The sequence below is a fragment of the Candidatus Arsenophonus nilaparvatae genome, assembly GCF_045346035.1.
Classification (GTDB): Bacteria; Pseudomonadota; Gammaproteobacteria; order Enterobacterales; family Enterobacteriaceae; genus Arsenophonus; species Arsenophonus nilaparvatae.
Window position 1 is genome coordinate 1224883 of record NZ_CP158507.1, and the last position, 23688, is coordinate 1248570.

Sequence of the window (23688 nt, forward strand, 5' to 3'; positions counted from 1 at the left end):
TTGAGGATTATCGCTATGAGACTCAAACTTATTTATACAGTAATTGGTAGTCTCTTATTGATAGGTGATTTGCTCATCGCAATGCTGCCTAAAGTGATTTTCTTGATATCAGTACCGCAAGCAATAGCAGCGCAATCTAGTGAAATTTCTTTAAGTAAGGTATTTCCGCATAAAAAACGTAGTTTGGCGCAATTTCCAGCTTATGTTCAATATTTAAAGCAAATGGCAAGGCAACAAGGAATAAGCGAAGCAACGATCGCTAGGGCTTTTGCCAATATTTATTTTGTTCAGCGAATTGTGGCCGCAGATCGTAGACAGCCGGAAAAGCGTGCTAACGTCAATTTAGAAAATTATTTACAAAAAGTTTTACCATCATCCCGTATTAGCATGGCAATACAGCAATATCATAATAATAAGCATCAACTGGATATAACCAGTAAGCGGTTTGGTATTCCGGTGCAATATATTGTTGCACTTTGGGGATTAGAGAGTAAATTTGGTGAAATCCAAGGGCAAGAAGATGTGATTTTCGCCTTAGTCACTTTGTCCTTTGATGGCCGCCGAGAACTTTTTTTTAGTAAACAACTGATGGCTGCACTCAAAATTATGGATAAAGGCTATGTGTCGAAAAACCAGCGTTTAAAAGGCTCTTGGGCCGGTGCAATGGGACAAACTCAGTTTATGCCCATCTCTTATCTACAATATGCTATAAATGGTAGTGGTAAAGGTCAGATTGATATCTGGCACAATAAAGCAGATGTTTTTGCTTCAATTGCCAATTACCTTAGGTATGAAGGTTGGCAAACTTATTTACCTTGGGGCACACAGGTTAAGTTACCAATAGGTTTTGATGTTGGTTTCGCAGGGATAAAGAAAAAAGGAAAATCGGTAGAACAATGGAAAAAGCTTGGCATAGAAGTTCCTGTGATGGCTAATTTGGCGTTAACTACACAGACTTGGTTAATTATTCCAAAAGATCCGCAAGGCAGGATCTATCTGGTGACCGATAATTTTCGCACCATTATGCAGTGGAATCGTTCTTACTATTTTTCATTATCTGTCTGTTTAATGGCTGACGGTATTGCTCAACAAATATAATAAATTGAGTATAAGCAACAATAAATAGGAGTAAGACTATGTATCAACACCATGATTGGCAGGGCGCTTTGCTGGATGTATCTGCTAATAAAGTGGTTTGTGTAGGCAGTAATTATGCCGAACATGTGCAAGAAATGAACGCAAAGCAGCATAAAGAGCCGGTCATTTTCATTAAGCCGGAAACTGCGCTTTGTGATATCACTCAACCTATTTTGTTGCCAAAAGGGCTAGGCACAGTACATCATGAAATCGAGTTAGCTGTTTTGATTGGCACGACGCTGAAACAGGAAAATGATCAAGAGAGAATTAAATCAGCAATTAAAGGGTTTGCCGTGGCACTTGATTTGACTTTACGTGATTTACAGCAAACATTAAAAACATCTGGCCAGCCATGGGAAAAATCTAAAGCTTTTGATGGTGCTTGCCCAATATCCGGATTTATTGCTGCTCATGAGTTTGGTGACCCACAAAAAGCGAGCTTAAGTTTATTGGTTAATAACGAAATACGACAGGAAGGAAACACCGCCGATATGCTGACAGCCATATTACCTTTGATCAGTTATATATCGCGTTTTTTTACTTTACGCCCTGGGGATGTTATTTTAACAGGCACACCCAAAGGTGTTGGCCCACTAGAAGTGAACGACGAGCTTACTCTTCATTTAAATGATCGAATTTTAAAAACACGAGTTATCTAATAAGAGGATTTTTATTTTATATGTCTCAGTTTTTTTGGCAGCGCAAAACGTTAGAACAGATGACCGATGAAGAGTGGGAATCATTATGTGACGGTTGTGGGCAATGCTGTATGCATAAGTTACTGGATGCCGATACCGATGAAATTTATTTCACCAACGTGGCATGTGATCAATTAGATCTTAAAAGCTGTCAGTGCAAAAACTATGCAGAAAGATTTCGTTATGAACCAGATTGTATCAAATTGACAAAGGATAATTTGACTACCTTCCGTTGGTTACCTAACACCTGTGCTTATCGTTTAATTGCTGAAGGAAAACCGCTGCCAGCCTGGCATCCATTAAAAACCGGTTCAAAATTAGCTATGCACCAAGCTAAAATATCCGTTCGGCATATTGCGGTTAGAGAAATTGAGGTGATGGATTGGGAAGATCATATTATTAATACCCTTTGATCCTAGAGAAAAAAATGGAAAACCATTATTTAGAGCAATATGTCAGATTAGCTAATGTTAATGATATTGCGTCCCTTTTTGCTATTCGAACCAGTGTAAAAGAAAATCACCTTTCCAAAAAACAACTTATTGATAAAGGAATTACACCTGACGCATTACGCGATATTTTGTCTGCGTCACCTTGTGCCTGGATTGCGGAAATAGCTGGCAATCCTATCGGTTTCTCTATGGTGGATATGGAACAAGGCAGTATTTTTGCTTTATTTGTTCGTCCTGAGTTTGCCGGGCAAGGTTTCGGCAAAATTTTATTAACCAAAGCTGAAACGTTTCTTTTTCAACAATATAAAAAAATTTGGTTAACGACTGATGCTGCGAGTCGTGCCTGCGGTTTTTATCAAAAACTGGGTTGGTTGCCGGTTGAAAATTTGCAAAATGGAGAAATACGACTGGAAAAGTTGATTAATTAATATTATTAACTTGATTATTTTATTAGTCATCTAAAATTAGTTAATAGTATCCGTAGTGATGGCTAATTCACTCAAGTTAACTAGAAACCAATTAGCAATTATGGCGGTTATATTCAGTAATCGACAACTGGAAGTTACTAGGCCGTTGGCGCCAGTTGCTGCTGGTATTTCACTTTGGATTATTCATTGGTTAATTAGTGATAGTTTTGTGCCATAAGCGCCCTAAAGCACTCATGGCAATCAGCTGCCAGAAACCCTAGCAATAAATATTGTCTTAATGTTAAAGATTAACCTTCAATTTTATTAGCACACGGCTCTCCTTGAGCAATCTGTTTAATATTTTGTAGCGTTGTTTCGCTAATATTATTGAGCGCTTCTTCGGTTAAAAAAGCTTGGTGTCCAGTGAATAGGACATTATGGCAGGCAGATAAGCGGCGAAAAACGTCATCTTGGATCACATCATTCGATTTATCCTCAAAAAATAACTCACGTTCATTTTCGTATACATCCATCCCTAAGGCGCTAATTTTTTGTTGTTTTAGTGCTTCGATTGCTGCATTAGAATCAATTAAACCGCCGCGGCTGGTATTGATCACCATAACCCCATCTTTCATTTTATTGAAGGATTGTTCATTGAGTAAATGATGATTTTCCTTTGTTAATGGACAATGGAGGCTAATAATATCGGCATGCTTTAATAAAGCATCTAAATCAACATACTCAGCACCAAGCTCTAATGCTGCTTCATTGGGGTAGGGATCATAAGCAAGTAGTTTCATACCAAAACCTTTAAGAATACGCAATGTTGCTAAACCGATTTTACCGGTACCGATAATGCCAGCAGTACGATTATGCATGTTAAAACCGGTTAATCCTTCCAATGAAAAATTGGCATCCCGAGTACGTTGGTAAGCGCGGTGAATACGTCTATATTAGACAAAGCATTAAACCTACGGTATGTTCAGCAACAGCCTCGGGAGAATAAGCAGGTACGCGTACAACTTGAATGGCCAATTTTTTTGCCGCAACTAAATCGACATTATTAAATCCGGCACAACGTAAAGCTAAAATTTTAACATCCAGCTTTGCAAGCTCTTTAAGTACTGCTTGACTGGCATCATCATTAACAAATATACAAACCGCATCAGCACCTGCAGCATTTTTAGCAGTTTGCGGGGTGAGTGGAAAATCAAAGTACTCGATATCAAAATTAAAATGACCCTGTTTATTGATTTGATCGAAATGAATGCGGTCGTATTGTTTTGTACTATAAGAAACGACTTTCATTGGAGGCTCCAATATAAAATGAGTATAACTTTTGCACCTATAGCGATAAATGTGCTTAGTGTTAATAGAATGGCACAAATAGAGGATTATATGAATCGATGGATAAAAATTTGTTGATAACATCGCTAATGTAGTTGTGTTGTAAATCTATTAATAAGATGGATCAATATTAAAGATCCATTATTATGGTTTTAATGAGGTTAATTAAAACAAAGGAATAGTAGAGTGCCTAAATTAATAAAATATATTATTTTGCTATTCATAATCTTGTTTTTTATTGTTATCACCAGCTGGTTTTCAATCCCCCATTGGTTACCTAGAGTCAGTCAATTATGGCTACCCAAAGGTGCAACATTGTCAATGACATTACCGAAAATCACCGGCCAAGGGATTGTTGTAGCCGATATGAAAATTGCACTAGGCAGCTGTGAATGGGTCAAGGTGGATCAATTAACTGTTTCTTTAGCAACTAAATGGCCAACAAAATGGATAATTCATGCTCAATCGTTAGTGAGTGACAATAATTGCTTATCCCAGTTAACAGACGATCAAGCTACACAATCTGAAATAGATATAAAACAGATCTTAACCACAATCCCGTCAATGGAATTAACAATTGAACAACTCGTCTTACATCCTTGGCCATTTTTGGCTGGCAAACTTCAGTTACAAGTAAGTCAAAGTCATCACTTGCACATCGATTATCAAGGACAAAATGTGCAATTTGTGGCACGAACAACCACGGCAGATTATTTCAATATAGAGCATATGTTTCTTCGGCTGAATGAAGATACGGTTAATTTAACCGGTAATATCTCGCTACCCTTGAGTTCGACATTAATTCCCCAACAGGGAAAGATTGACGCGATTTTTACGACTAATCACTATGCTAAACCGGTGATTGCACAATTAAATTGGGCAAATCGCTCAGGGATTTTACAGCTAACAGAACAGCAGTCTCAAATGCCATTACTCTTTTTGCCCTGGCAATTAGATGACCAGTATTTGACTGTTAAGCAAGGAAACTGGCGTTGGCAAAATGGTGATCAATTATTATCAGGAAAAATCGATCTTCGTCTGGCTAATTGGCGTGATAATTTAGCTGATATGCGTATTAGTGGTCGCGCTAATATGTTGACGACGGGCGGGGAAGGTAAAGCTAATTTGGTGCTGACTATTGAGCAGGGTAAATTAGATTGGCTAAATAGCCATATTCCATTTCAATTAATGGGACAGGTTAAAATTAATGATCTGATTATTGATATGCGAACCCCAACCCTGATTTCAGGTCCATTGCTCTCTCCGCGTATTACTTTTTTACTATCATCATTAATTAGAGTGTATGGCAAGATAAATAAAACATTAATGCTTGATGAATTACGTCTACCGTTAGCGGGCACTTATTTGACGGCACAAGGGGTAACTGGGCGTTTGCAGGCAATTGCTGATACAACTGACAGTTATTGGGGTAAGGTAAAATTACATTTTGATGGGCAAGCCAATAATTTTAAACCAGACCAAGGTCAATGGCGATGGCGTTATTGGGGCCATGCACAATTACCCCCCCTTAATGCCAATTGGGATCTTAGCGGTGATGGTTACTGGATTAACTCTTTATTGGTGGTAAACAGATTGAATACCGGATTTGATAAAATTCAGTATGAGATGGTTAATATGTTTCATCCCCGTTTAACGCTATCAAAACCCTTAAAATGGCAACGTGATGCTAAGCGCGCTAATTTTACTGGTGAGCTTATTTTACGTACTAATCGAATACAGTTTGGTCAAGAGAGCTTTTTACCAGCAACCGCGATTACGGCTAAAGTAACTGGTCGCAATCCAGCAGATTTCCAATTATCCGGAGCACTATCAGCGCAACAAATAGGTCCAATTCCATTTTTTATCCGTTGGGATGGTATACGATTAAGAGGAAATGCGCGTTGGCAAAATCAGAGTGTATTAGCATTTCAATCGTTGATCCCGGCAGATTTGGCTATCACCTTGCGAGAAGGTAATTTTTATGCTCAAGCTGCGTTTTCTGTAGCGCAAGGCCAAGGGGTGATCGCTGGTGGCCATTGGTCGGTTACTAATGCTGGATTGTGGTTAAAAGATGGTAGTGTTGATGGGATTGATTTTATTTTACCCTGGCGTTTACAAAATAGTCGCTGGCAGCTGGGGACCAAGTCACCGATCCAAATTAGGATCAAACAGGTAAAAAGTCTGTTTGATATGCGTAATATAACGGCTGATCTTTATGGCTATTATCCAGCTAGCGCAAAATTCCCTTTAGTGTTACGGGCAGTTAATGTTGATTTGTTAGGCGGAGCTGTTCGGTTAGCTAAATTACGTTGGCCGCAAATAGCGCCAGCCATACTCACTATTGATCGAATAGATTTAAGTCAATTATTAACTCGCCTTAGAACCACGACTCAGGTTGCGATGTCAGGAAAAATAAGTGGTCAATTACCTTTCTTCCTGAATAACCCGGATTGGATTGTGAAAGAAGGGTGGCTAGCAAACTCAGGCAATATTACCTTAAGATTAGGAAAAGAGTTAGTGGATTCTATCGGTGAAAATAATTTATCTGCTAGAGTTGCTATGGCCTGGTTACGCTATTTGGAAATAAATCGTAGCCAAACCGAAATTAGTCTGAGTAATCTGGGGGATATCACGCTCAATGCTCAAATTCATGGCGTTAATCCTTTAGAAAGCAAAAATCGACAAGTTAGATTAAATTATCGCCATCAAGAAAATATCTTTCAATTGTGGCGCAGTCTACAATTTGCTAATAATTTAGGTGATTGGTTAGAAAAAAATATTTCGCTAAAAAAAGGTGAAAATCAGTAATGAAAAGGCAAATTTGGTATATGCTGAACTTATCAGCGGCATTTTTATTAACAAGTTGCGTTCGGTTAGAGGTGGCAACACCCGATAAGCCAATAAATATTAATATGAATGTCAAAATTGAACATGAAATTAAAATTAAAGTTGATCGCCAGGTTGAGGGGTTACTAAAAAATAATAGTGATCTTTTTGGATAACAGATGACATGATGAAAAAATATATTTTACCTTTTTTATTGATATTGATGAGTGTTGTTGTCAGTTTTTCCGCCTTGAGCTTATCAATTAGCGAAGCTAAGCAGCGTGGGCTGGTCGGCGAAACCTTAACCGGTTATCTGGCAACAGTGGCAAAAGATAATGCTGAAGTGAACGCATTGGTTAACAGCATTAATCAGGCTCGTGAACAAAAATATGCTGAAATTGCGCAAAGTAATCAACTGAAGACTGAGCAAGTGGCCAAAATTGCCGGCCAAAAATTAATAGATGGGGCGAAAAAAGGTGAATATGTATTAGGTATTAATGGTCGCTGGACACAAAAATAAGATACTATAGCACTCTATTATTTTGGCAAAGAAGAGTATGTGTCAGTGACATCGTGTTTTGATGGTCAACTCAGCAAATATGCCCCTTCAGTAAGGTCTAATTAAACGTGAACTCTGATTTAATAGCATTATATGCTGATATTGGAAAGCTATTATTGCGTGATCAATTGTTATTAAAAAAACGCTTGGCAGGGATAAAGAAAATAAAAAATGAAAAATCCCGCCAATCGGTTATTGAATTAGTTAAAACAGATATTGCTGCCGGGCAGAAAAAAATTGCTCAGCGGCAAAGCGTTCTTCCAGTAATTATTTATCCAGAAAATCTCCCTGTCATTGAGAAAAAACAGGCAATTTATCAGGCGATCAGTGATCATCAAGTGGTCATTATTGCTGGTGAGACGGGGTCGGGCAAAACAACCCAGATCCCCAAAATTTGTCTAGAGCTTGGCCGAGGGATAAAAGGCTTAATTGGTCATACCCAACCTCGTAGATTGGCTGCGCGCTCAGTTGCTAACAGGATCGCTGAGGAGCTTAATATCCCTTTAGGTAGTGCTGTTGGTTATAAAGTCCGTTTTAATGATCAGGTAAGTGATAATACGTTCATTAAATTAATGACAGATGGAATTTTATTAGCAGAATTACTTAATGATAAATTATTACTGCAATATGACACGATAATTATTGATGAGGCGCATGAACGCAGCTTAAACATTGATTTTATTCTGGGCTATTTACGCCAATTATTACCGAAACGCCCTGATTTAAAAGTTATTATCACCTCCGCGACCATCGATCCCGAGCGTTTTTCCCAACATTTTGATCACGCGCCGATTGTTGAGGTATCAGGAAGAACTTATCCAGTAGAAGTTAGATATCGGCCAATTATTGGTGACAGCAACGATAGTCATCGCGATCAGCTTGATGGCATAATCGATGCGATTGATGAATTAAGTCAACATGCTATTGGCGATATTTTGATTTTTATGAGTGGTGAGCGTGAGATCCGCGATACCGCCGAAGCATTAAATAAGCTGAATTTAAAACATACCGAAATATTACCGCTTTTTGCTCGTTTGTCTAACAGCGAACAAAACCGTATTTTTCAATCTCATCCAGGCAGAAGGATCGTATTAGCGACCAATGTGGCAGAAACCTCATTGACCGTTCCTGGTATTAAATATGTGATAGATACCGGCTATGTGCGCATTAGCCGGTATAGTTATCGCACAAAAGTACAGCGTTTGCCAATTGAACCAATTTCACAAGCTTCGGCTGAACAGCGTAAAGGGCGCTGTGGTCGCGTCTCTGCAGGGATCTGTATTCGCTTGTACTCGGAAGAAGATTTTTTAGCTCGCCCAATGTATACCGATCCTGAAATTTTACGTACCAATCTGGCTTCGGTTATTTTGCAGATGATGGCGATTGGACTAGGTGATATTAATCAATTTCCTTTTATTGAAATGCCCGATAAACGTAATATTCAAGATGGCATTCGATTACTCGAAGAATTAAACGCTATTGCTAATAAAACTGCTACTGGTGGCAATTATCAACTGACTGAAATTGGTCGTCAGTTGGCACAACTGCCGCTCGATCCACGTTTGGGACGTATGGTTTTAGAGGCCAGAAAGCATGGATGTGTGCGAGAAATTATGGTGATAAGTTCCGTGCTTTCTATCCAGGATCCTCGTGAAAGGCCACTTGATAAACAACAAATAGCAGATGAAAAGCATCATCGCTTTATCGATAAACGTTCGGACTTTCTGGCCTATTTAAATTTATGGGATTTTGTTAAACAGCAACAAACTATTTTATCCAATGCGCAATTTCGTAAGCAATGTAAACAAGATCTACTTAATTTTATGCGCTTAAGGGAGTGGCAGGACATCTATAGCCAGCTGCGTCAAGTAATTAAAGAGTTGGGTATTGCGGTAAATAGCGAACCTGCCGATTATCAGGCTATTCATATTTCGCTACTGGCAGGTCTGCTTTCTCATATTGGCCAAAAAGGGGTTGATAAAGCAGAGTTTTTAGCTGTCAGAAATGCGCGATTTATGATTTTTCCTGCTTCTGGCTTATTTAAAAAACCACCTAAGTGGGTCATGGTGGCAGAATTAGTTGAAACGAATAAGCTTTGGGGACGTATTGCGGCGATAATCGAACCTGACTGGATCGAGCCACTGGCTGGGCATTTAGTCAAATATCATTACAGCGAGCCGCACTGGTCAAAAAAGCAAGGTGCGGTTATGGCGTCGGAAAGTGTAACGCTATTGGGTTTACCTATCGTAACTGGCCGTCAGGTTAATTACAGTAAAATTGATCCGCAATTGTGTCGTGAGCTTTTTATTCGCCATGCATTGGTTGAGGGTGACTGGCGAACCAGCCACACCTTTTACCAACAAAACTTAAAATTATTAGCTGAAGTAGAAGAGTTAGAGCATAAATCCCGTCGCCGCGATATTGTGGTTGACGATGACACGCTGTTTGATTTTTATCTACAGCGAATTAGTAGTCAGGTTGTCTCTTCCCGCCACTTTGATCGCTGGTGGAAAGTGGTGAGTAAAACACAGCCTGAGCTACTGACATTTAACAAAAATATGTTAATGCGGGCAACAACTAATAACGTTAGCCTGGCAGAATACCCCAATTATTGGCAACAAGATGCGCTTAAATTGCAGTTAACATATCAGTTTGAGCCTGGTAGTGCGGTTGATGGCGTCACGGTTCATATTCCACTATCGGTACTCAATCAAGTGAAAGATGAAGGTTTTGATTGGCAAATACCGGGATTACGCGAAGAGTTAGTTATCGCGCTGATTAAATCCTTACCTAAAGTGTTACGGCGTAACTTTGTGCCGACCCCAAATTATGCTAAAGCATTTTTAGAGAGAATACCTGCGCCGCAAGGAAAATTGTTAGATTGTCTAACCCGTGAATTGCGTCGTATGACAGGTGTTACTATTGACGCCGACGCCTGGCAATGGGATCAATTACCTGATCATTTAAAAATGACATTTCATATTGTCGATGAAAATAATCAGACTATTGCCGCAAGCCGTGATTTAACATCGTTGAAAATACAATTAAAACAGCAAGTTCAACAAACATTAGCTGCGGTTGTTAATGAAAGTATTGAGCAAAGTGGGTTACACATATGGAATTTTGGTACTTTGCCTCAGCTTTATGAACAAAAGCGTGGTAGTTATCTGGTTAAAGCTTATCCGGCGCTGGTGGATGAAAAAAATAGCGTTGCAATTCGCATGTTTGAAACTCAACTAGAGCAGCAACAGGCGATGAATAAAGGATTAAGGAGACTATTGCTGCTGAATATTCCTTCACCGATAAAATACCTGCATGAAAAATTGCCAAATAAATCCAAACTCGGGCTTTATTTCAATCCTTTTGGCAAAGTTCTTGAGCTAATTGATGATTGTATCAGCTGTGGAGTGGATAAATTAATTGCTCAATTTGGTGGTCTGATATGGACAGCAGAAGATTATCAGCGACTGGAAATTTATGTTCGTGCTGAGCTTAATGAGGTAGTGGTTGAGATAGCTAAACAGGTTGAAATGATTTTAACTCGTGCATTTGCAATTAATAAGCGTTTAAAAGGCCGGGTCGACATTCATTTGGCACTGCCATTTTCTGATATTAAAACTCAACTTAGTGGATTAATATTTAAAGGTTTTGTTACATCTCATGGCTGGCAAAAACTGCCTGATATTATTCGTTATCTTAATGCGATAGAGCGTCGTTTGGAAAAGTTAGTCGCTGATCCAAACCGTGATCGCGCGCATATGCTGCGTATTGAGCATATTAAACAGCAATGGCAGGGTTGGTTAGCTAAGTTGTCTAGCGTACAAAGAGAGTTGCCTGAAGTACAAGCAATATACTGGATGATGGAAGAATTACGGGTAAGCCTATTTGCTCAACAACTGGGCACCCCTTATCCTATTTCAGATAAACGTATTCTACAGGCAATGGCGCAAATTTCATTACTGCCAGAGTAGGGTAAAAAAGTGGTGTTACCACCCCTTTTTAATGATATTTAATGTGATAAGTGACTAGGGCGTTCGCTTGACCTGGTGTTACTCGTTCAGCAACTTGGATATACTGCGCGTAAAACGGCAGTGGAATACTTTCGGTGTCAGGCACTTTTTTTAATGAAAACCAGTGGTTGAATTGGATGGGGTTATCTTCATATATAATCTGTAAGCCAATACCTTTTGCCGCATTATATTTATTTAACGCTAAAATTTTATCATCAGTTGACGGTAATGTATCTCCTTCCATTTTTATTTCAACTGTTGATGGTTGAGTACAGCTTAATTCGAGATAAAATGTTTTTTTGCTGGCCGTACTATACATGCCGTTAAAAACAGTTGTTTTTAGGCGACCTAAATTTATCTCTAATACTTTATTATTGATAAAACAGCTTACTTTAGGAACGATAATTTTAATATTTCTCAATTTGAAATTTACTATCGGTAAATTACCAATAGTTGCTTCAGTGAGCTGATGTTGGGGAATATCACCGGCCTCTACCTGTTCAGCTGTTTTTATCAGTTGCACTTCGATTCTATAGAAGTCTTCTCCACAAAATACTTTATGAGTAGATTGGCTAGAACACGGAACAACATAGGGTTGCATATTGCCATCATGGTAGATAATTTTTAACCCGATACCCCTTAAATTTGTTGGGTAAATATCATCGGATGATGACATCATTGAATAATGCTTATTATTTTTCCAATGATGTTTGATTTGCTCTGATTGGCAGATGATAAAACCGCTATGATTGCTTCTTGAAATCGATCCAGAAGATTTCGTAATAATGCTACCTATAGGTAATGTAGGTGAGACCACAATTTCATTTGGCAAGGGAATAAAAATGTCTACTGATCGCGAACCTGACATGTAGTTACAGCCTGAGGCATGAGCGTTTAGAGAGAATAATCCAAGTAGCAAGAAAGCCAGGATCATTGTTTTAGTTGAAGGGCTTGTCATTTTCACTCCTTTGATTGACAGATGGCGGTAATTTTGTGAACTTTAGCTAGTATGGCATCATCAGGTAGTGCATATGAACAGTGATAATTGTTATCTCCAGTTGTGATAATGAATTCACCTTGAGCGGGGACCCCACTTAAATAAAGCTGCTGCCGATCATCTATGATCCCAGTAGTCGCTATCGTGGTTTTATCTGTTAAAGTTGCAATTGCGCCAAATGGAATAGTCTTACTATGATGCTGAAGTTTAAAAATTACTCTATAGCCAACTTGGGTAGCAAAATGGGCTATGGCGATTGCGCCACGAGTAGGGGTCACTGTTTGTATATTAGATTCAATATCAACACCATCTGGTAGTGTTTCGGTTGCGAGAGTAATTTGGTTTGTCCGATAACTACTAATATTGGGAATGATAGCGATACCTTGATAGTCAGTTTTTATACCTGAATGATTTTCTAGTTTTACCCCAACTGCGTCCTTTGCAATCACTAATGCTGCTGTTTCACCGATAGGTTAGGCTAAGGTTAATCCATAAGGATGGGCAACCAAGCTGCCTTGCAGACCATAATTTAATTGGTTTTGATGGGGGTCGTGATTGTAGCCTAAATTGAGGATTGCATATTGATTTCGATATTGGCCATAAAGTGCACTACTAATAGAATTAGTATGATTTTCATACTGTTGTTCATAGTTTTGTTGAAGGGTTAAAAATAAGCTTTCATCAGCAAATGGAGAGTGGTGAATATTTATTTGCTGAAGAAGACGCTGATTAAAGCTATTTTGTATACCATAGCTTCCCCAGGTTCGCTTTAACCATCGCTTAAAGGGAATTTGCAAGTTGATAGACAGGATCTGATCAGCTGATTGTTCTCGTCTGGACTTAGTATAGCTATAGTTGATTGTATAATCTAAGTCCCAGATCCGAGAACTATAATTAATCGAGTAGCTTGCTTCTGTATCATCATAGTTCCAATAGTTTTTCTGATAAGCTGATAAATATAGAGTACCCCAACTAGCTAAAGATTGCCTAATATTAAATTGCAATTGGCTTTTCTTAGCGTGGTAATAAAGCGGAAAAGAGGCATTTTTAAGTTGATTAGCTTGACTAAATGTTAAGAAGTCTTTTTCACTATATCGGTAGCCTGCTAACGTTAATTGGGTACTGGTGGTAGAAAAATACTTGCCGTATTGAAAACGATAGGCGTAACCTCCGTCATATGAATCTATTACTTCTTTTGCTTTTGCATAGCTAGCATCGAAAGTAACAGCACCCAGTTGACCGACATTAACACCAAATCCTAACGCATTTGAACAATAATTGTTGGCAATAATAATTCCACCATAATGAGTTAGGTAATTTGATAAACCATATTGATAATCAAACTGTATAAATTTGGCTTTATAGGCATTGATCTTCGAGGGGGAATATTGCCCAAGATTAAGTGCATAGCGAAAACGACCAACCCGTAGCATATTGGGTAAAGTTGCGTAGGGTTGATAAATTATTCTTTGTTTACCATTACTTTCATCAATAATTATCTTAAGTTTATCGTTAGAATAAGAGGGAAGCAGATCGTTAATGACAAAAGGGCCCGGCGGCACATAAGTTTGATAGATGGGAATATTATTTTGCAATACAGTGACAGTTGCATATGTTTCGGCAATAGCATGGATCACTGGAGCGTAACCTTTGGCGTTGTCGGGTAGCATGCTATCGTCACTTTGTAATTGTAAGCCTTTAAATTGAAAGCGATCAAACAGTATTGAAGAGGTATAATTTTCACCGAGATTTAATTGGCTATGGATTGCATGAATATCACGGGAAAGTGTGGTGCGATAATTTTGCCATCGATAATGAGAAGAGTAGCTACCATAATGGCGCAATTGCCAGGCTTGCCAGTTAGCGCCGATGAGCAAGCCAATAAAATGATTTTGCTTATCAGTACCTTTTTTTATCCATGTATTGGCACCCTGATAACGATAATTAACAAAAAATACTGGCACCCCTGATTGCCATGATGATACCTGTTGGTTTTTTATAACTGCTATTTGTGGAAAAGTGAGATATAAACTTTGCTGATTAAAATCAAATTCAGCACTAATCGCTAGTTTATTTTGTTGCCAAAAATCAATCATGGTATCGTTAGCTAATTGATCGATAATTTTTTGCTTAATAAAATTAGCATCAATTCCCCAGCTATTTAATATACTACTATTGACAACAGGGTAGAGCTTACCTTGTTCATCATTGATAAAAGTAATATCTTGGGTGGCTACATTTTTGTTGTTAAGAAAAACATCAACTCTATATACACCAGGTAATTGATTTTCATCTTTCAGAAAGTGAGTAAGATTAATGGGCGATTTTTTATCATATTCTATTGCCTCCAAATCAAAATAATAGTCATCATTTTTAGCATGCAAATTAAATGAAATATTAAATAATAGACTAAAGTAGATTGGAGAGGTGTAATATTTAATTCTATTTTTTATATTCATCATTATTATCATTTAATAGAGTATGTATTTCGATAACAGCACCGTAATCATTGATATATGACCAGTCAATTTTGTTATTACCATGTTGCTTAATTGGCCATTTTTTCTGGCTGTAAGGTGGCAACATACCAGGCGATTCAATTTTAAAGTTTCCTAATTTTATCGAATTAAAATTAATATAAAATGCAGTAGGATTATGAACAATAAGTTGTTTGTTTAGTCGTTTAAACTCTATTTTTTTATATGTTTCAGCCAATTCTGTAATTATTTCTTTAGGACGATAAAAAAGTTTAATTCGTGATTTTAATATAATGCTTAAGCGGTTTTGGTCGCTTTTTTTCAATGCTGGAATTGATTTTATATTTAACCAATAGACAGTCTCTCTATCATTTGGTAATTTATTCGTTGAATTTATAATTCTTATTTTATTTTCTTTTTTTTGCAATAATTTGAATAACGGTGGTGTTATAATAAAATCATCTACTTTATTACCATTTTCGTCTTCAACCCATGATTGAATTAAAAATAAAGCCTCTTTGTCTAAATTGTTTATCGCAATAGAAACTTCACGCATATCAGAAGGATAAATAACGCGGGTACCTCCGATAATCACATTAGCAAATGATAACGAAGAAAACATGGCCATAATTAATGATAATAAAAAATATCGCATCTTTTTATCTCGTAAGATCGGAACAATAAAAAAATTTTTATTGTTCCTACTATTAGCTTGTTAATAAGTTATGGTAAAGCTGACCGCTGAAGCGACTAGTCCTGCTTCAACTTTATCTGCTGTAGCGACATATTTTGCGATAAGTGCTAAATTGTGGGTATTATTGTTATTATCTGTAAATATTTTTTCATTCATTTTGATAAGGTTATTTTTAGTATCATAAACACCAATTGCGATACCTTTTGCATAATCATCACCAGTTTGATTGGCTATCAACCCATCATTTGTAAGACCATGTGTAGCGTCATGGAATATAACACTGATATTGTCTGTTGATTGGCAATTGGATAGAGCAATATTGAAAGGTTTGCCAATAGATGTATCATTTTTCTTTTGAAAATTATTTATTGATAGTGTGTCTAAGATAACTGTTTGATTTTTACTATTTGCGGTGACCTGGCAGGTAGAACCAGTAAGTTCTCCATTGAAAACGATAGAGCCATCACTGCCATAAGCAGAAAATTGGCACAAAGAAACCACTGACAATGATAATGCCATAAATAACTTACGCATATTATTACTTATCCTTTATTTAATAAAAACATAATTCAACTAAATGATTTATATTATATGATTACAAAACTAATTAATTTTGTAAAAACATAATAAATTATTTTCAATCAGGGGAATATTAATGTTTTTTTTAAAAAACAATAGATATTTTTTAATAGATCATAATTTTTATTTAATGATTAATGCTATTTTTCATAAAAAAATATAATTATAGAAAATAAAATGAAATTATAGCTAGATAGAGTAACGTTAAATTTTAACCGTGAATTAATATTGAGTTATTTATTTTTTATTTTAATATTATTTTCTTTTTGAATTAAATTAACGTGTTTATATTCTATAAAATGATAAAATGATAAAATGATAAAATGATAAAATGATAAAATGATAAAATGATAAAATATGGAAATGCTAAAATAATCTTATTTCTATATGATAATTTTATTTAATTAAAAAATAAATAGCGCAGAAAAAATAGCAAATTTGCTATTTTTGCTATTTTTGCTATTTTTGCTATTTTTTCTGTTTTATTAGTTATATACTAATGTAAAATTAGCATTAGCTTCTACTTTCCCTGGTAAAACAATATTTTCTGTTGCAACATATTTTGCAATAAATTTTAAGATAGCTGTTTTATCGGTAATAGGATAAACGCCAGTTTTATGATTCAACGGAATATAACGTTCACTATTATTATTATATATTCCAATAGCAACACCTGCTGCATAGCCATCTCCTTCCTTAATAGCTAGCAACTCATTATTTATTTCATCTTTAACACCATCAAATATAACAAAAACCTCTTGACTATTATTAGGGCAATTATTGATTTCAATATTAAAAACGGTTGGTGAGGCTGTGTCATGTACTTTTTTAAAGCTATTTGTTGCCACAGTGCCTAATGATACGGTTTGATCTTTAGTAAGTGCTTTAAACGTACAAGACGATTGAATAATTTCACCGGTGAATTTTATATTTCCATCTGATGCATGAGCAGTAAATTGGGTCAAATAAAAAATTGATAAAAAACTAGTCATTAGTAATTTACGCATACTTTTAACCTTTTATTTTTTGAATAAAAATATCATTGCTGTTTTCTTTTTAAGAATACTGTTATTTTTATTTTAAACAAGAGGTATTTTAGTATAGAAATAATAATTATTTTTTCTTTAGGCTGAGTGAAATAAAGAATATAAGGTATTAAAATAATATTAAATGCATTGAATTAAAAAACTAATTTTCTAATTATAAAATAATTTTTTTCTGTAGTTATTAAACAATAGTTATTTTATAAAATATGCAAGATAGACATTAATGTATTTTAATTTTACTAAAAAATTATTTTGTTAATACCATTTATAATAGATGGCCAATTTTGCTTGTTATTAATAGAAGGCCTACAAAATCAGAGTTTAACCTTTATTTAGTTACAACATACTTTTGCAGATAAAAAAATAAACTCCCCTCTAGCCAGGAACCTTTAAGTTGAAAATTTACTATATTAATAGAAAAATCAACATAGTCACCTGATGGCAACTATGTTGGTTATTGTTAAATCTCGTTAATTAAATATGAAGTAAATACCAAAATGCGGGGATAGAAGAGAAAATAATTATAATTATTGCATTTCTTTCTAATCGGCTGAGTGATTTTTTATTATTGTTTTGGTTTTGCGCATAGAGGAAGATAAATAAACCGGGCATGTATAGAATAACAGATAACAGTAGATTGATTGTTCCAGAAGCATAAAGTAGCCATAAGCCATATAAACTAGTTACTGCACCAATAATAAGTAATCCTTTGCTAGCACGCTCAAAAGAGATTTTGATTAGGAAAGCACCGACTAAAAAATAAGGCACCAAAATCATTTCTGAGGCTATCGTTAATAACATATTATAGTTACTGCCACTCAACCAAATTAATATTAACGCTAATTGTACAGCACCGTTTGTAAGCCAAAGAGATGAAGAGGGGGCATTATTTTTATTTTGAGATTTAAATATTTTAGGAAATGAACCATGAAGCGAAGCAATATAAGGAATTTCTGTCGCCATTATTGTCCAGCTTAAATATGCACCGCAAACAGAAACAATCAAACCAGCGGCAATAATAATCTCGCCATAATTTCCCATCATATGGATCATAAGTGATGCCATTGAGGGATTTTTCATTGCAGCAAGTTCTGCTCTGGGAACGATACCTAAGGAGAGCAAGGTAACTAATATATAAATACTTAAGGCTGAGATTACGGCAAGTAACGTTGCTAAACCAACATCTTTACGTCTTTGAGCGCGTGCTGAAACAACCACAGCCCCTTCGATACCAATAAATACCCATAACGTAATTAGCATGGTATTTTTGACTTGTTGCCAAATTGGTATGCCCATTTCAGCACCACTAAAATCAAATTTAAAGATATCTATCTTAAACGCAAAAATAGCAAGGATGATAAACAGGCTCAGGGGAATTAATTTAGCTAAAGTCGCTAATTTATTGATACCGGCGGCAGTCTGTGTACCTCTTAATACTAACCAATGAATGATCCATAGTAAGATAGACTCACCGATCAAAGATTGCCAAGTATTACCATCACCAAAAACCACATTACCTGAGTGATCAGTAAAAAAACTCAGGGCTGCAAAGACGATCACCAAATAGGAAACATTAGCGATAACAGCACATAGCCAATAGCCCCAGGCTGAACAAAAACCAACTAGTTCACCAAAACCTTCTTTGGCGTATGTATAAATTCCTCCATCTAGATCCGGTCTAATACGTGAAAGTAATAGCAAAGATATGGCAAGAAATAGAATACCAATACCTGTGATACTCCAGCCTATCATAAGTGCTAGGGGGCTAGCGACTTCAGCCATATTTTGCGGCAGACTAAACACACCGGCTCCAACCATTGAACTTAATACTAATGCGGTTAAAGCCGTCAAATTTAATTTTTTATTGTTCAAAGAAAATATCCTAAAATCTATTTGCCATAATTTGGTTTATGCCATTAATAACAACTTGTTTAGATAGTAAAAAACCAAACTGACTTGAATTAGATAGAAAGAGAAAATTTAGCAGAATTTTACGGTTATGGAACATGATATGCAATCGTTGAATATGCATAAAAAAGAAAAAAATATTCGTTTTGTTGGTTATTAAAGCACAGTTATTTATTATTTTATCTCTTTCTGAAAAGAAAAACGGACAATTGAGTCCGTTAAATACTTATTTATCTAACTGTAAGATAATATTGTGATTTTTTATTATTTATACAGATCTGCACTAATAGTAACGCTACCACCATTAGCTTGCCATTCACGTGTGATATGAAAATATTTTGCCCCTTTTTTCTCTGCACGTTTCGCAATTTGATATCTTATCTCTGGAGTGGAAGTATAGAAACCGGAGAAAGTAATTGAATCGAAAGGAACCATTTGCGCAGCTGCTGCTTTATTTACTTCTTCAATATGATATCCACTAGGTAGCGTTACGTCCGTTTTACCCGGACCTGACATTGACGTTTCAAAAAAGCGGCCTACGTTTTCCTTTGGCGCTGAAGATGAAGCCACACCAGGTATTTTAACTTTTTTAGCTTCTTCACCTCCTTTAGCTAATAAAGCTTTACCCGTTTCTGTATCGGCAGGTACTACGGCATTATCATTTTGCACTATTCGTTTTGGTGCATCTGCGGCATAAATATAAGCAGTAGCAAGTGTGTTACCGCCATCATTTAAAGCAACATTGCGGACGACATAAAAATAAGCAGCACCTTTTTGCTTGGCTTTTTTAGCTAGCGCCTCATTAAGTGCGGCTTCAGAGCTATACAAACCACTGACAGTAACAGTATCAAATGGCAATAATCTTACTGCTTCTGCTTTCGGCAATTCTTTGATGCCAGCAAAGATACGATAGGGGGGATTGGTTACTTTTACAGCATCTTTACGATACAAATCAGCAACTACTCGTAAATTACCACTATCGCCTACATCATCTAGGCTTTGAATATAGTAAGAGTAGGCGCCTTCTTTATCCGCTCGACGAGAAACTGCATCGGATGCTTCATAGATGGCATTAAAGCGGCCTGTGACAGCGATCCTTTGATAAGGCTTTAATTCTTGAGCTTGTTCCGGTGTTAATTCTACAGCGGCTTGCACAGTTATTATACTGCTTAGTGAAAGTACCGCAGTTGTGATGGCCGTTATTTTCAGCTTCATACAAAATCCTTCCGCATTACACAATTTACTATCAAAATGCTGAATTAATAGTCGTATCATACAGATAATAATTATTACATGTAATAACTGCAATTGTCCCATTGTTTTCTTATGAAACTATTAATTTAGTTGAATACTCACTACTTTTGCTAATTATTTTTATAAATTAATATCAAGTCTTAAGCTATTTGACTAATATCATTTTTTGACAAAAAAATTTAATTTAATGTCGTAGGAATCCGATAGATTATGGCTCATGATTACTATTTTCAGTAGGTTTCAATAATGTTTTTTCACTCAATATGACAGATATATATAATATAATTAGTTATGTTAGTAGGGAATAAACATCAAGCAATTTTGAACTAGATAAGGGATCATTATGCATATTGGTGTACCAAAAGAAAGAATTACCAATGAAACACGTATTGCAGCAACACCATCAACAATAAAGCAGCTAATAAAATTAGGTTTTTCTGTCATCGTTGAGCGAGAAGCTGGTCAGCTTGCTAGTTTTGAAGATACTGCTTTCGAGCAAGCAGGTGCTGAAATTGTCGAGCAACAATCTGTATGGAATGCAGATATTATATTTAAAGTTAATGCGCCGCTAGAAGCTGAAATTGCCCTTATTAAAGAAGGTGCAATATTAATTTGCTTCATTTGGCCGGCACAACAGCCAGATTTAATGCAAAAATTAGCAGCTCGTAAAATCACTGTATTAGCAATGGATGCAGTGCCACGTATCTCCAGGGCTCAGTCACTTGATGCTTTAAGCTCTATGGCTAATGTTGCAGGTTATCGGGCGGTGGTAGAAGCTGCTTATCAATTTGGACGTTTTTTTACTGGCCAGATTACTGCCGCCGGCAAAGTACCGCCAGCTAAAGTCATGGTTATTGGCGCCGGGGTTGCCGGTTTAGCAGCGATAGGCGCAGCGGGTAGTCTAGGGGCTATTGTGCGGGCATTTGATACCAGGCCAGAAGTAAAAGAACAAGTACAAAGCATGGGGGCTGAGTATCTTGAATTGGACTTTAAACAGGATCAGGTACGCAGTGATGGTTATGCTAAAGAGATGTCCGAGGCATTTATTCAAGCGGAAATGGCTTTATTTGCTAAGCAAGCAAAAGAAGTGGATATTATTATTACCACCGCATTGATACCAGGAAAACCTGCACCAAAGTTGATTACTAAAGAGATGGTTGACTCGATGAAGCCTGGTAGTGTAATCGTTGATTTAGCAGCGCAGTCGGGCGGTAATTGTGAGTTAACCCAGGCAGATAAACTGATTGTGACTGATCATGAGGTTAAAATTATTGGCTATACCGATTTACCCAGCCGTTTACCGACACAATCCTCACAACTTTATGCGACTAATATTGTTAATTTAATCAAGTTGCTTTGTAAAGAAAACAATGGGCAACTAACCATTGATTTTGATGATATTGTTGTACGCGCAGTCACTGTTATTAAAGAAGGTGAAATTACCTGGCCGTCTCCTCCTATTCCTGTATCTCAACAACCACAAACAAAAAATCAACTGATAAAATATGAAGAAAAACCAGTAGTAAAAAAAATCTCTCCTTGGTTAAAATATATTTCTCTGCTGTTGGCGATTATACTTTTTGGTAGTTTTGCGCGTATAGCGCCTAAAGACTTCCTTTCTCACTTTACCGTGTTTGCGCTGGCGTGTGTTGTTGGCTACTACGTAGTATGGAACGTCAGCCATTCACTGCATACACCGCTTATGTCAGTAACCAATGCGATTTCCGGTATTATTGTGGTGGGCGCATTGCTGCAAATTGGTAGTGGAGGTTGGGTCACTTTCTTCTCATTTATTGCAGTACTTATAGCCAGTATCAATATTTTTGGTGGATTTACAATCACGCAACGTATGCTGAAAATGTTTCGTAAAGGATAAGGAGTTAAAATGATGTCGAGTGGAATGGTAACAGCGGCATATATCGTGGCGGCCATCTTATTTATTTTCAGCCTGGCAGGTTTGTCTCGTCACGAAAGTTCTAAGCGGGGTAATATATTAGGTATTACCGGAATGGCAATCGCTTTAATTGCAATAATCTTAGGTTCCGATGCGCATAATATTGGCTGGATTATTATTGCAATGGTTATTGGTGGACTTATTGGGGTGCGTTTAGCAAATAAAGTCGCCATGACTGAGATGCCAGAATTGGTTGCTATTTTACATAGTTTTGTCGGTTTGGCTGCTGTTTTAGTTGGTTTTAATAGCTTTATTGCTCACGATGTATTCTCAGATAGGATCATGGAGAATATTCATCTGACAGAAATTTTCCTGGGTATTTTTATTGGGGCGGTAACATTTACTGGTTCAATTGTTGCTTATGGTAAATTATGCGGCAAAATAGCGTCTAAACCCTTAATGCTTCCTAATCGTCATAAACTTAATTTATTGGCGTTATTAATTTCATTTATTTTGCTATTTATTTTCGTAAAAACGACAGCTACTGGTTTGCAAGTATTTGTCTTATTAATGATGACCATCATTGCATTAGCATTTGGCTGGCACCTAGTCTCCTCAATTGGTGGTGCTGATATGCCGGTTGTGGTATCAATGCTAAACTCTTATTCAGGATGGGCCGCTGCTGCTGCAGGCTTTATGCTAAGTAACGACTTGCTAATTGTTACTGGCGCGCTAGTGGGTTCTTCAGGTGCTATTTTATCTTATATTATGTGTAAAGCCATGAATCGCTCATTTATTAGTGTTATAGCCGGCGGGTTTGGCACTGACGGGATATTAGTCGATGATGAACATAGCTTGGGAAATTATCGGGAAACTACAGCGGATGAAGTAGCTGAGTTGTTAAAAAACTCCCATTCGGTAATTATTGCTCCCGGTTATGGTATGGCGGTGGCTCAAGCTCAATACCCGATTCACGATATTACGGCAAAATTACGCGAAAAAGGGATTAATGTTCGCTTTGCGATCCATCCTGTTGCCGGACGCCTGCCTGGTCATATGAATGTATTATTAGCTGAAGCGAAAGTACCTTACGACATCGTGTTAGAGCTCGATGAAATAAATGATGATTTTGCTAATACAGACACGGTATTAGTGATCGGGGCAAATGATACCGTTAACCCAGCCGCACAAGATGATCCCAATAGCCCAATAGCGGGAATGCCCGTCCTGGAGGTTTGGAAAGCGCAAAATGTTATTGTATTTAAACGCTCGATGAATACCGGTTATGCAGGCGTTCAGAATCCGTTATTTTTTAAGGAAAATACCCAAATGCTATTCGGTGATGCCAAAGTTAGCGTAGAAGCTATTTTGCGTGCTTTATAAATTTTTTAATAATAATGGCC

At 36.8% G+C, this 23688-nt stretch carries 18 protein-coding genes and 2 pseudogenes; 11 read left to right on the plus strand and 9 right to left on the minus strand.

Features of this window, described 5'->3' with window-relative positions; genetic code table 11:
* Positions 1–15 precede the first annotated feature (15 nt).
* From WH390_RS05940 to WH390_RS05960, 5 genes are read left to right on the plus strand one after another with little or no spacing between them, the layout of a single operon-like run.
* On the plus strand, positions 16–1098 hold the full coding sequence (locus WH390_RS05940) for a lytic transglycosylase domain-containing protein (RefSeq protein ID WP_032115883.1): 1083 nt from the start codon (positions 16–18) through the stop codon (positions 1096–1098).
* A gap of 38 nt (positions 1099–1136) precedes the next feature.
* Positions 1137–1796, plus strand: coding sequence for a fumarylacetoacetate hydrolase family protein (locus WH390_RS05945; protein ID WP_032115882.1), 660 nt, complete (start codon positions 1137–1139; stop codon positions 1794–1796).
* A 20-nt stretch (positions 1797–1816) separates the two neighbouring features.
* Positions 1817–2248 carry a YcgN family cysteine cluster protein gene (locus tag WH390_RS05950; protein ID WP_032115881.1) on the plus strand — a complete coding sequence of 144 codons (432 nt, stop codon included), beginning with the start codon at positions 1817–1819 and terminating at the stop codon, positions 2246–2248.
* A 14-nt stretch (positions 2249–2262) separates the two neighbouring features.
* Positions 2263–2715 (plus strand): GNAT family N-acetyltransferase, encoded by a 453-nt coding sequence (locus tag WH390_RS05955; protein ID WP_032115880.1) that lies wholly within the window; start codon positions 2263–2265, stop codon positions 2713–2715.
* 58 nt (positions 2716–2773) lie between these two features.
* Positions 2774–2932 (plus strand): hypothetical protein, encoded by a 159-nt coding sequence (locus tag WH390_RS05960; RefSeq protein ID WP_187290958.1) that lies wholly within the window; start codon positions 2774–2776, stop codon positions 2930–2932.
* Positions 2933–3002: 70 nt separating this feature from the next.
* On the opposite strand, the pseudogene WH390_RS05965 reads toward WH390_RS05960, so the two are convergent.
* Positions 3003–4002: pseudogene (locus WH390_RS05965) on the minus strand (2-hydroxyacid dehydrogenase).
* 225 nt (positions 4003–4227) lie between these two features.
* Here WH390_RS05965 and WH390_RS05970 point away from each other — a divergent pair.
* The 4 genes from WH390_RS05970 (at position 4228) to hrpA (ending at position 11397) form a co-directional block, all read left to right on the plus strand.
* Positions 4228–6849, plus strand: a complete 2622-nt coding sequence (locus WH390_RS05970; RefSeq protein WP_032115879.1) for a YdbH family protein — start codon at positions 4228–4230, stop codon at positions 6847–6849.
* Complete coding sequence (locus tag WH390_RS05975) at positions 6849–7043, plus strand: YnbE family lipoprotein (RefSeq protein WP_032115878.1); 195 nt, start codon at positions 6849–6851, stop codon at positions 7041–7043. The genes WH390_RS05970 and WH390_RS05975 overlap by 1 nt, the downstream gene beginning before the upstream one ends.
* Positions 7044–7054: 11 nt before the next feature.
* Positions 7055–7387 (plus strand): YdbL family protein, encoded by a 333-nt coding sequence (locus WH390_RS05980; RefSeq protein ID WP_032115991.1) that lies wholly within the window; start codon positions 7055–7057, stop codon positions 7385–7387.
* Positions 7388–7494: 107 nt separating this feature from the next.
* Positions 7495–11397 carry an ATP-dependent RNA helicase HrpA gene (hrpA, locus tag WH390_RS05985; RefSeq protein ID WP_032115877.1) on the plus strand — a complete coding sequence of 1301 codons (3903 nt, stop codon included), beginning with the start codon at positions 7495–7497 and terminating at the stop codon, positions 11395–11397.
* Positions 11398–11425: 28 nt separating this feature from the next.
* On the opposite strand, the gene WH390_RS05990 is transcribed toward hrpA, so the two are convergent.
* The 8 genes and pseudogenes from WH390_RS05990 to ydgH all read right to left on the minus strand — a co-directional run bounded on the left by WH390_RS05990 (position 11426) and on the right by ydgH (position 20352).
* On the minus strand, positions 11426–12394 hold the full coding sequence (locus WH390_RS05990) for a fimbrial protein (protein WP_032115876.1): 969 nt from the start codon (positions 12392–12394) through the stop codon (positions 11426–11428).
* Positions 12395–12396: 2 nt separating this feature from the next.
* Complete coding sequence (locus WH390_RS05995) at positions 12397–12711, minus strand: FimD/PapC C-terminal domain-containing protein (RefSeq protein ID WP_238565696.1); 315 nt, start codon at positions 12709–12711, stop codon at positions 12397–12399.
* Positions 12685–14904, minus strand: a pseudogene (locus WH390_RS06000) (fimbria/pilus outer membrane usher protein); the annotation flags it as partial. The pseudogene WH390_RS06000 and the gene WH390_RS05995, both read right to left, overlap by 27 nt.
* Positions 14876–15565: a molecular chaperone gene (locus WH390_RS06005; RefSeq protein WP_032115875.1), complete on the minus strand. Its 690-nt coding sequence runs from the start codon at positions 15563–15565 to the stop codon at positions 14876–14878. The gene WH390_RS06005 and the pseudogene WH390_RS06000, both read right to left, overlap by 29 nt.
* A 60-nt stretch (positions 15566–15625) precedes the next feature.
* Positions 15626–16138 carry a fimbrial protein gene (locus tag WH390_RS06010; RefSeq protein ID WP_032115874.1) on the minus strand — a complete coding sequence of 171 codons (513 nt, stop codon included), beginning with the start codon at positions 16136–16138 and terminating at the stop codon, positions 15626–15628.
* Between the two features lie 530 nt (positions 16139–16668).
* Positions 16669–17190 carry a fimbrial protein gene (locus WH390_RS06015; protein WP_032115873.1) on the minus strand — a complete coding sequence of 174 codons (522 nt, stop codon included), beginning with the start codon at positions 17188–17190 and terminating at the stop codon, positions 16669–16671.
* A gap of 513 nt (positions 17191–17703) precedes the next feature.
* A complete protein-coding gene (locus WH390_RS06020; protein WP_052044922.1) occupies positions 17704–19047 on the minus strand; it encodes a basic amino acid/polyamine antiporter in 1344 nt (447 codons plus the stop codon).
* 354 nt (positions 19048–19401) lie between these two features.
* Entirely contained in the window at positions 19402–20352 is a 951-nt protein-coding gene (gene ydgH / locus WH390_RS06025) for a DUF1471 family protein YdgH (RefSeq protein ID WP_032115990.1), read from the minus strand.
* 382 nt (positions 20353–20734) lie between these two features.
* Between ydgH and pntA the strand changes: the two genes are divergently transcribed.
* Positions 20735–22267 (plus strand): Re/Si-specific NAD(P)(+) transhydrogenase subunit alpha, encoded by a 1533-nt coding sequence (gene pntA / locus WH390_RS06030; RefSeq protein ID WP_032115871.1) that lies wholly within the window; start codon positions 20735–20737, stop codon positions 22265–22267.
* Positions 22268–22279: 12 nt separating this feature from the next.
* Positions 22280–23668: a Re/Si-specific NAD(P)(+) transhydrogenase subunit beta gene (gene pntB, locus WH390_RS06035; RefSeq protein WP_032115870.1), complete on the plus strand. Its 1389-nt coding sequence runs from the start codon at positions 22280–22282 to the stop codon at positions 23666–23668.
* Positions 23669–23688: the final 20 nt, after the last annotated feature.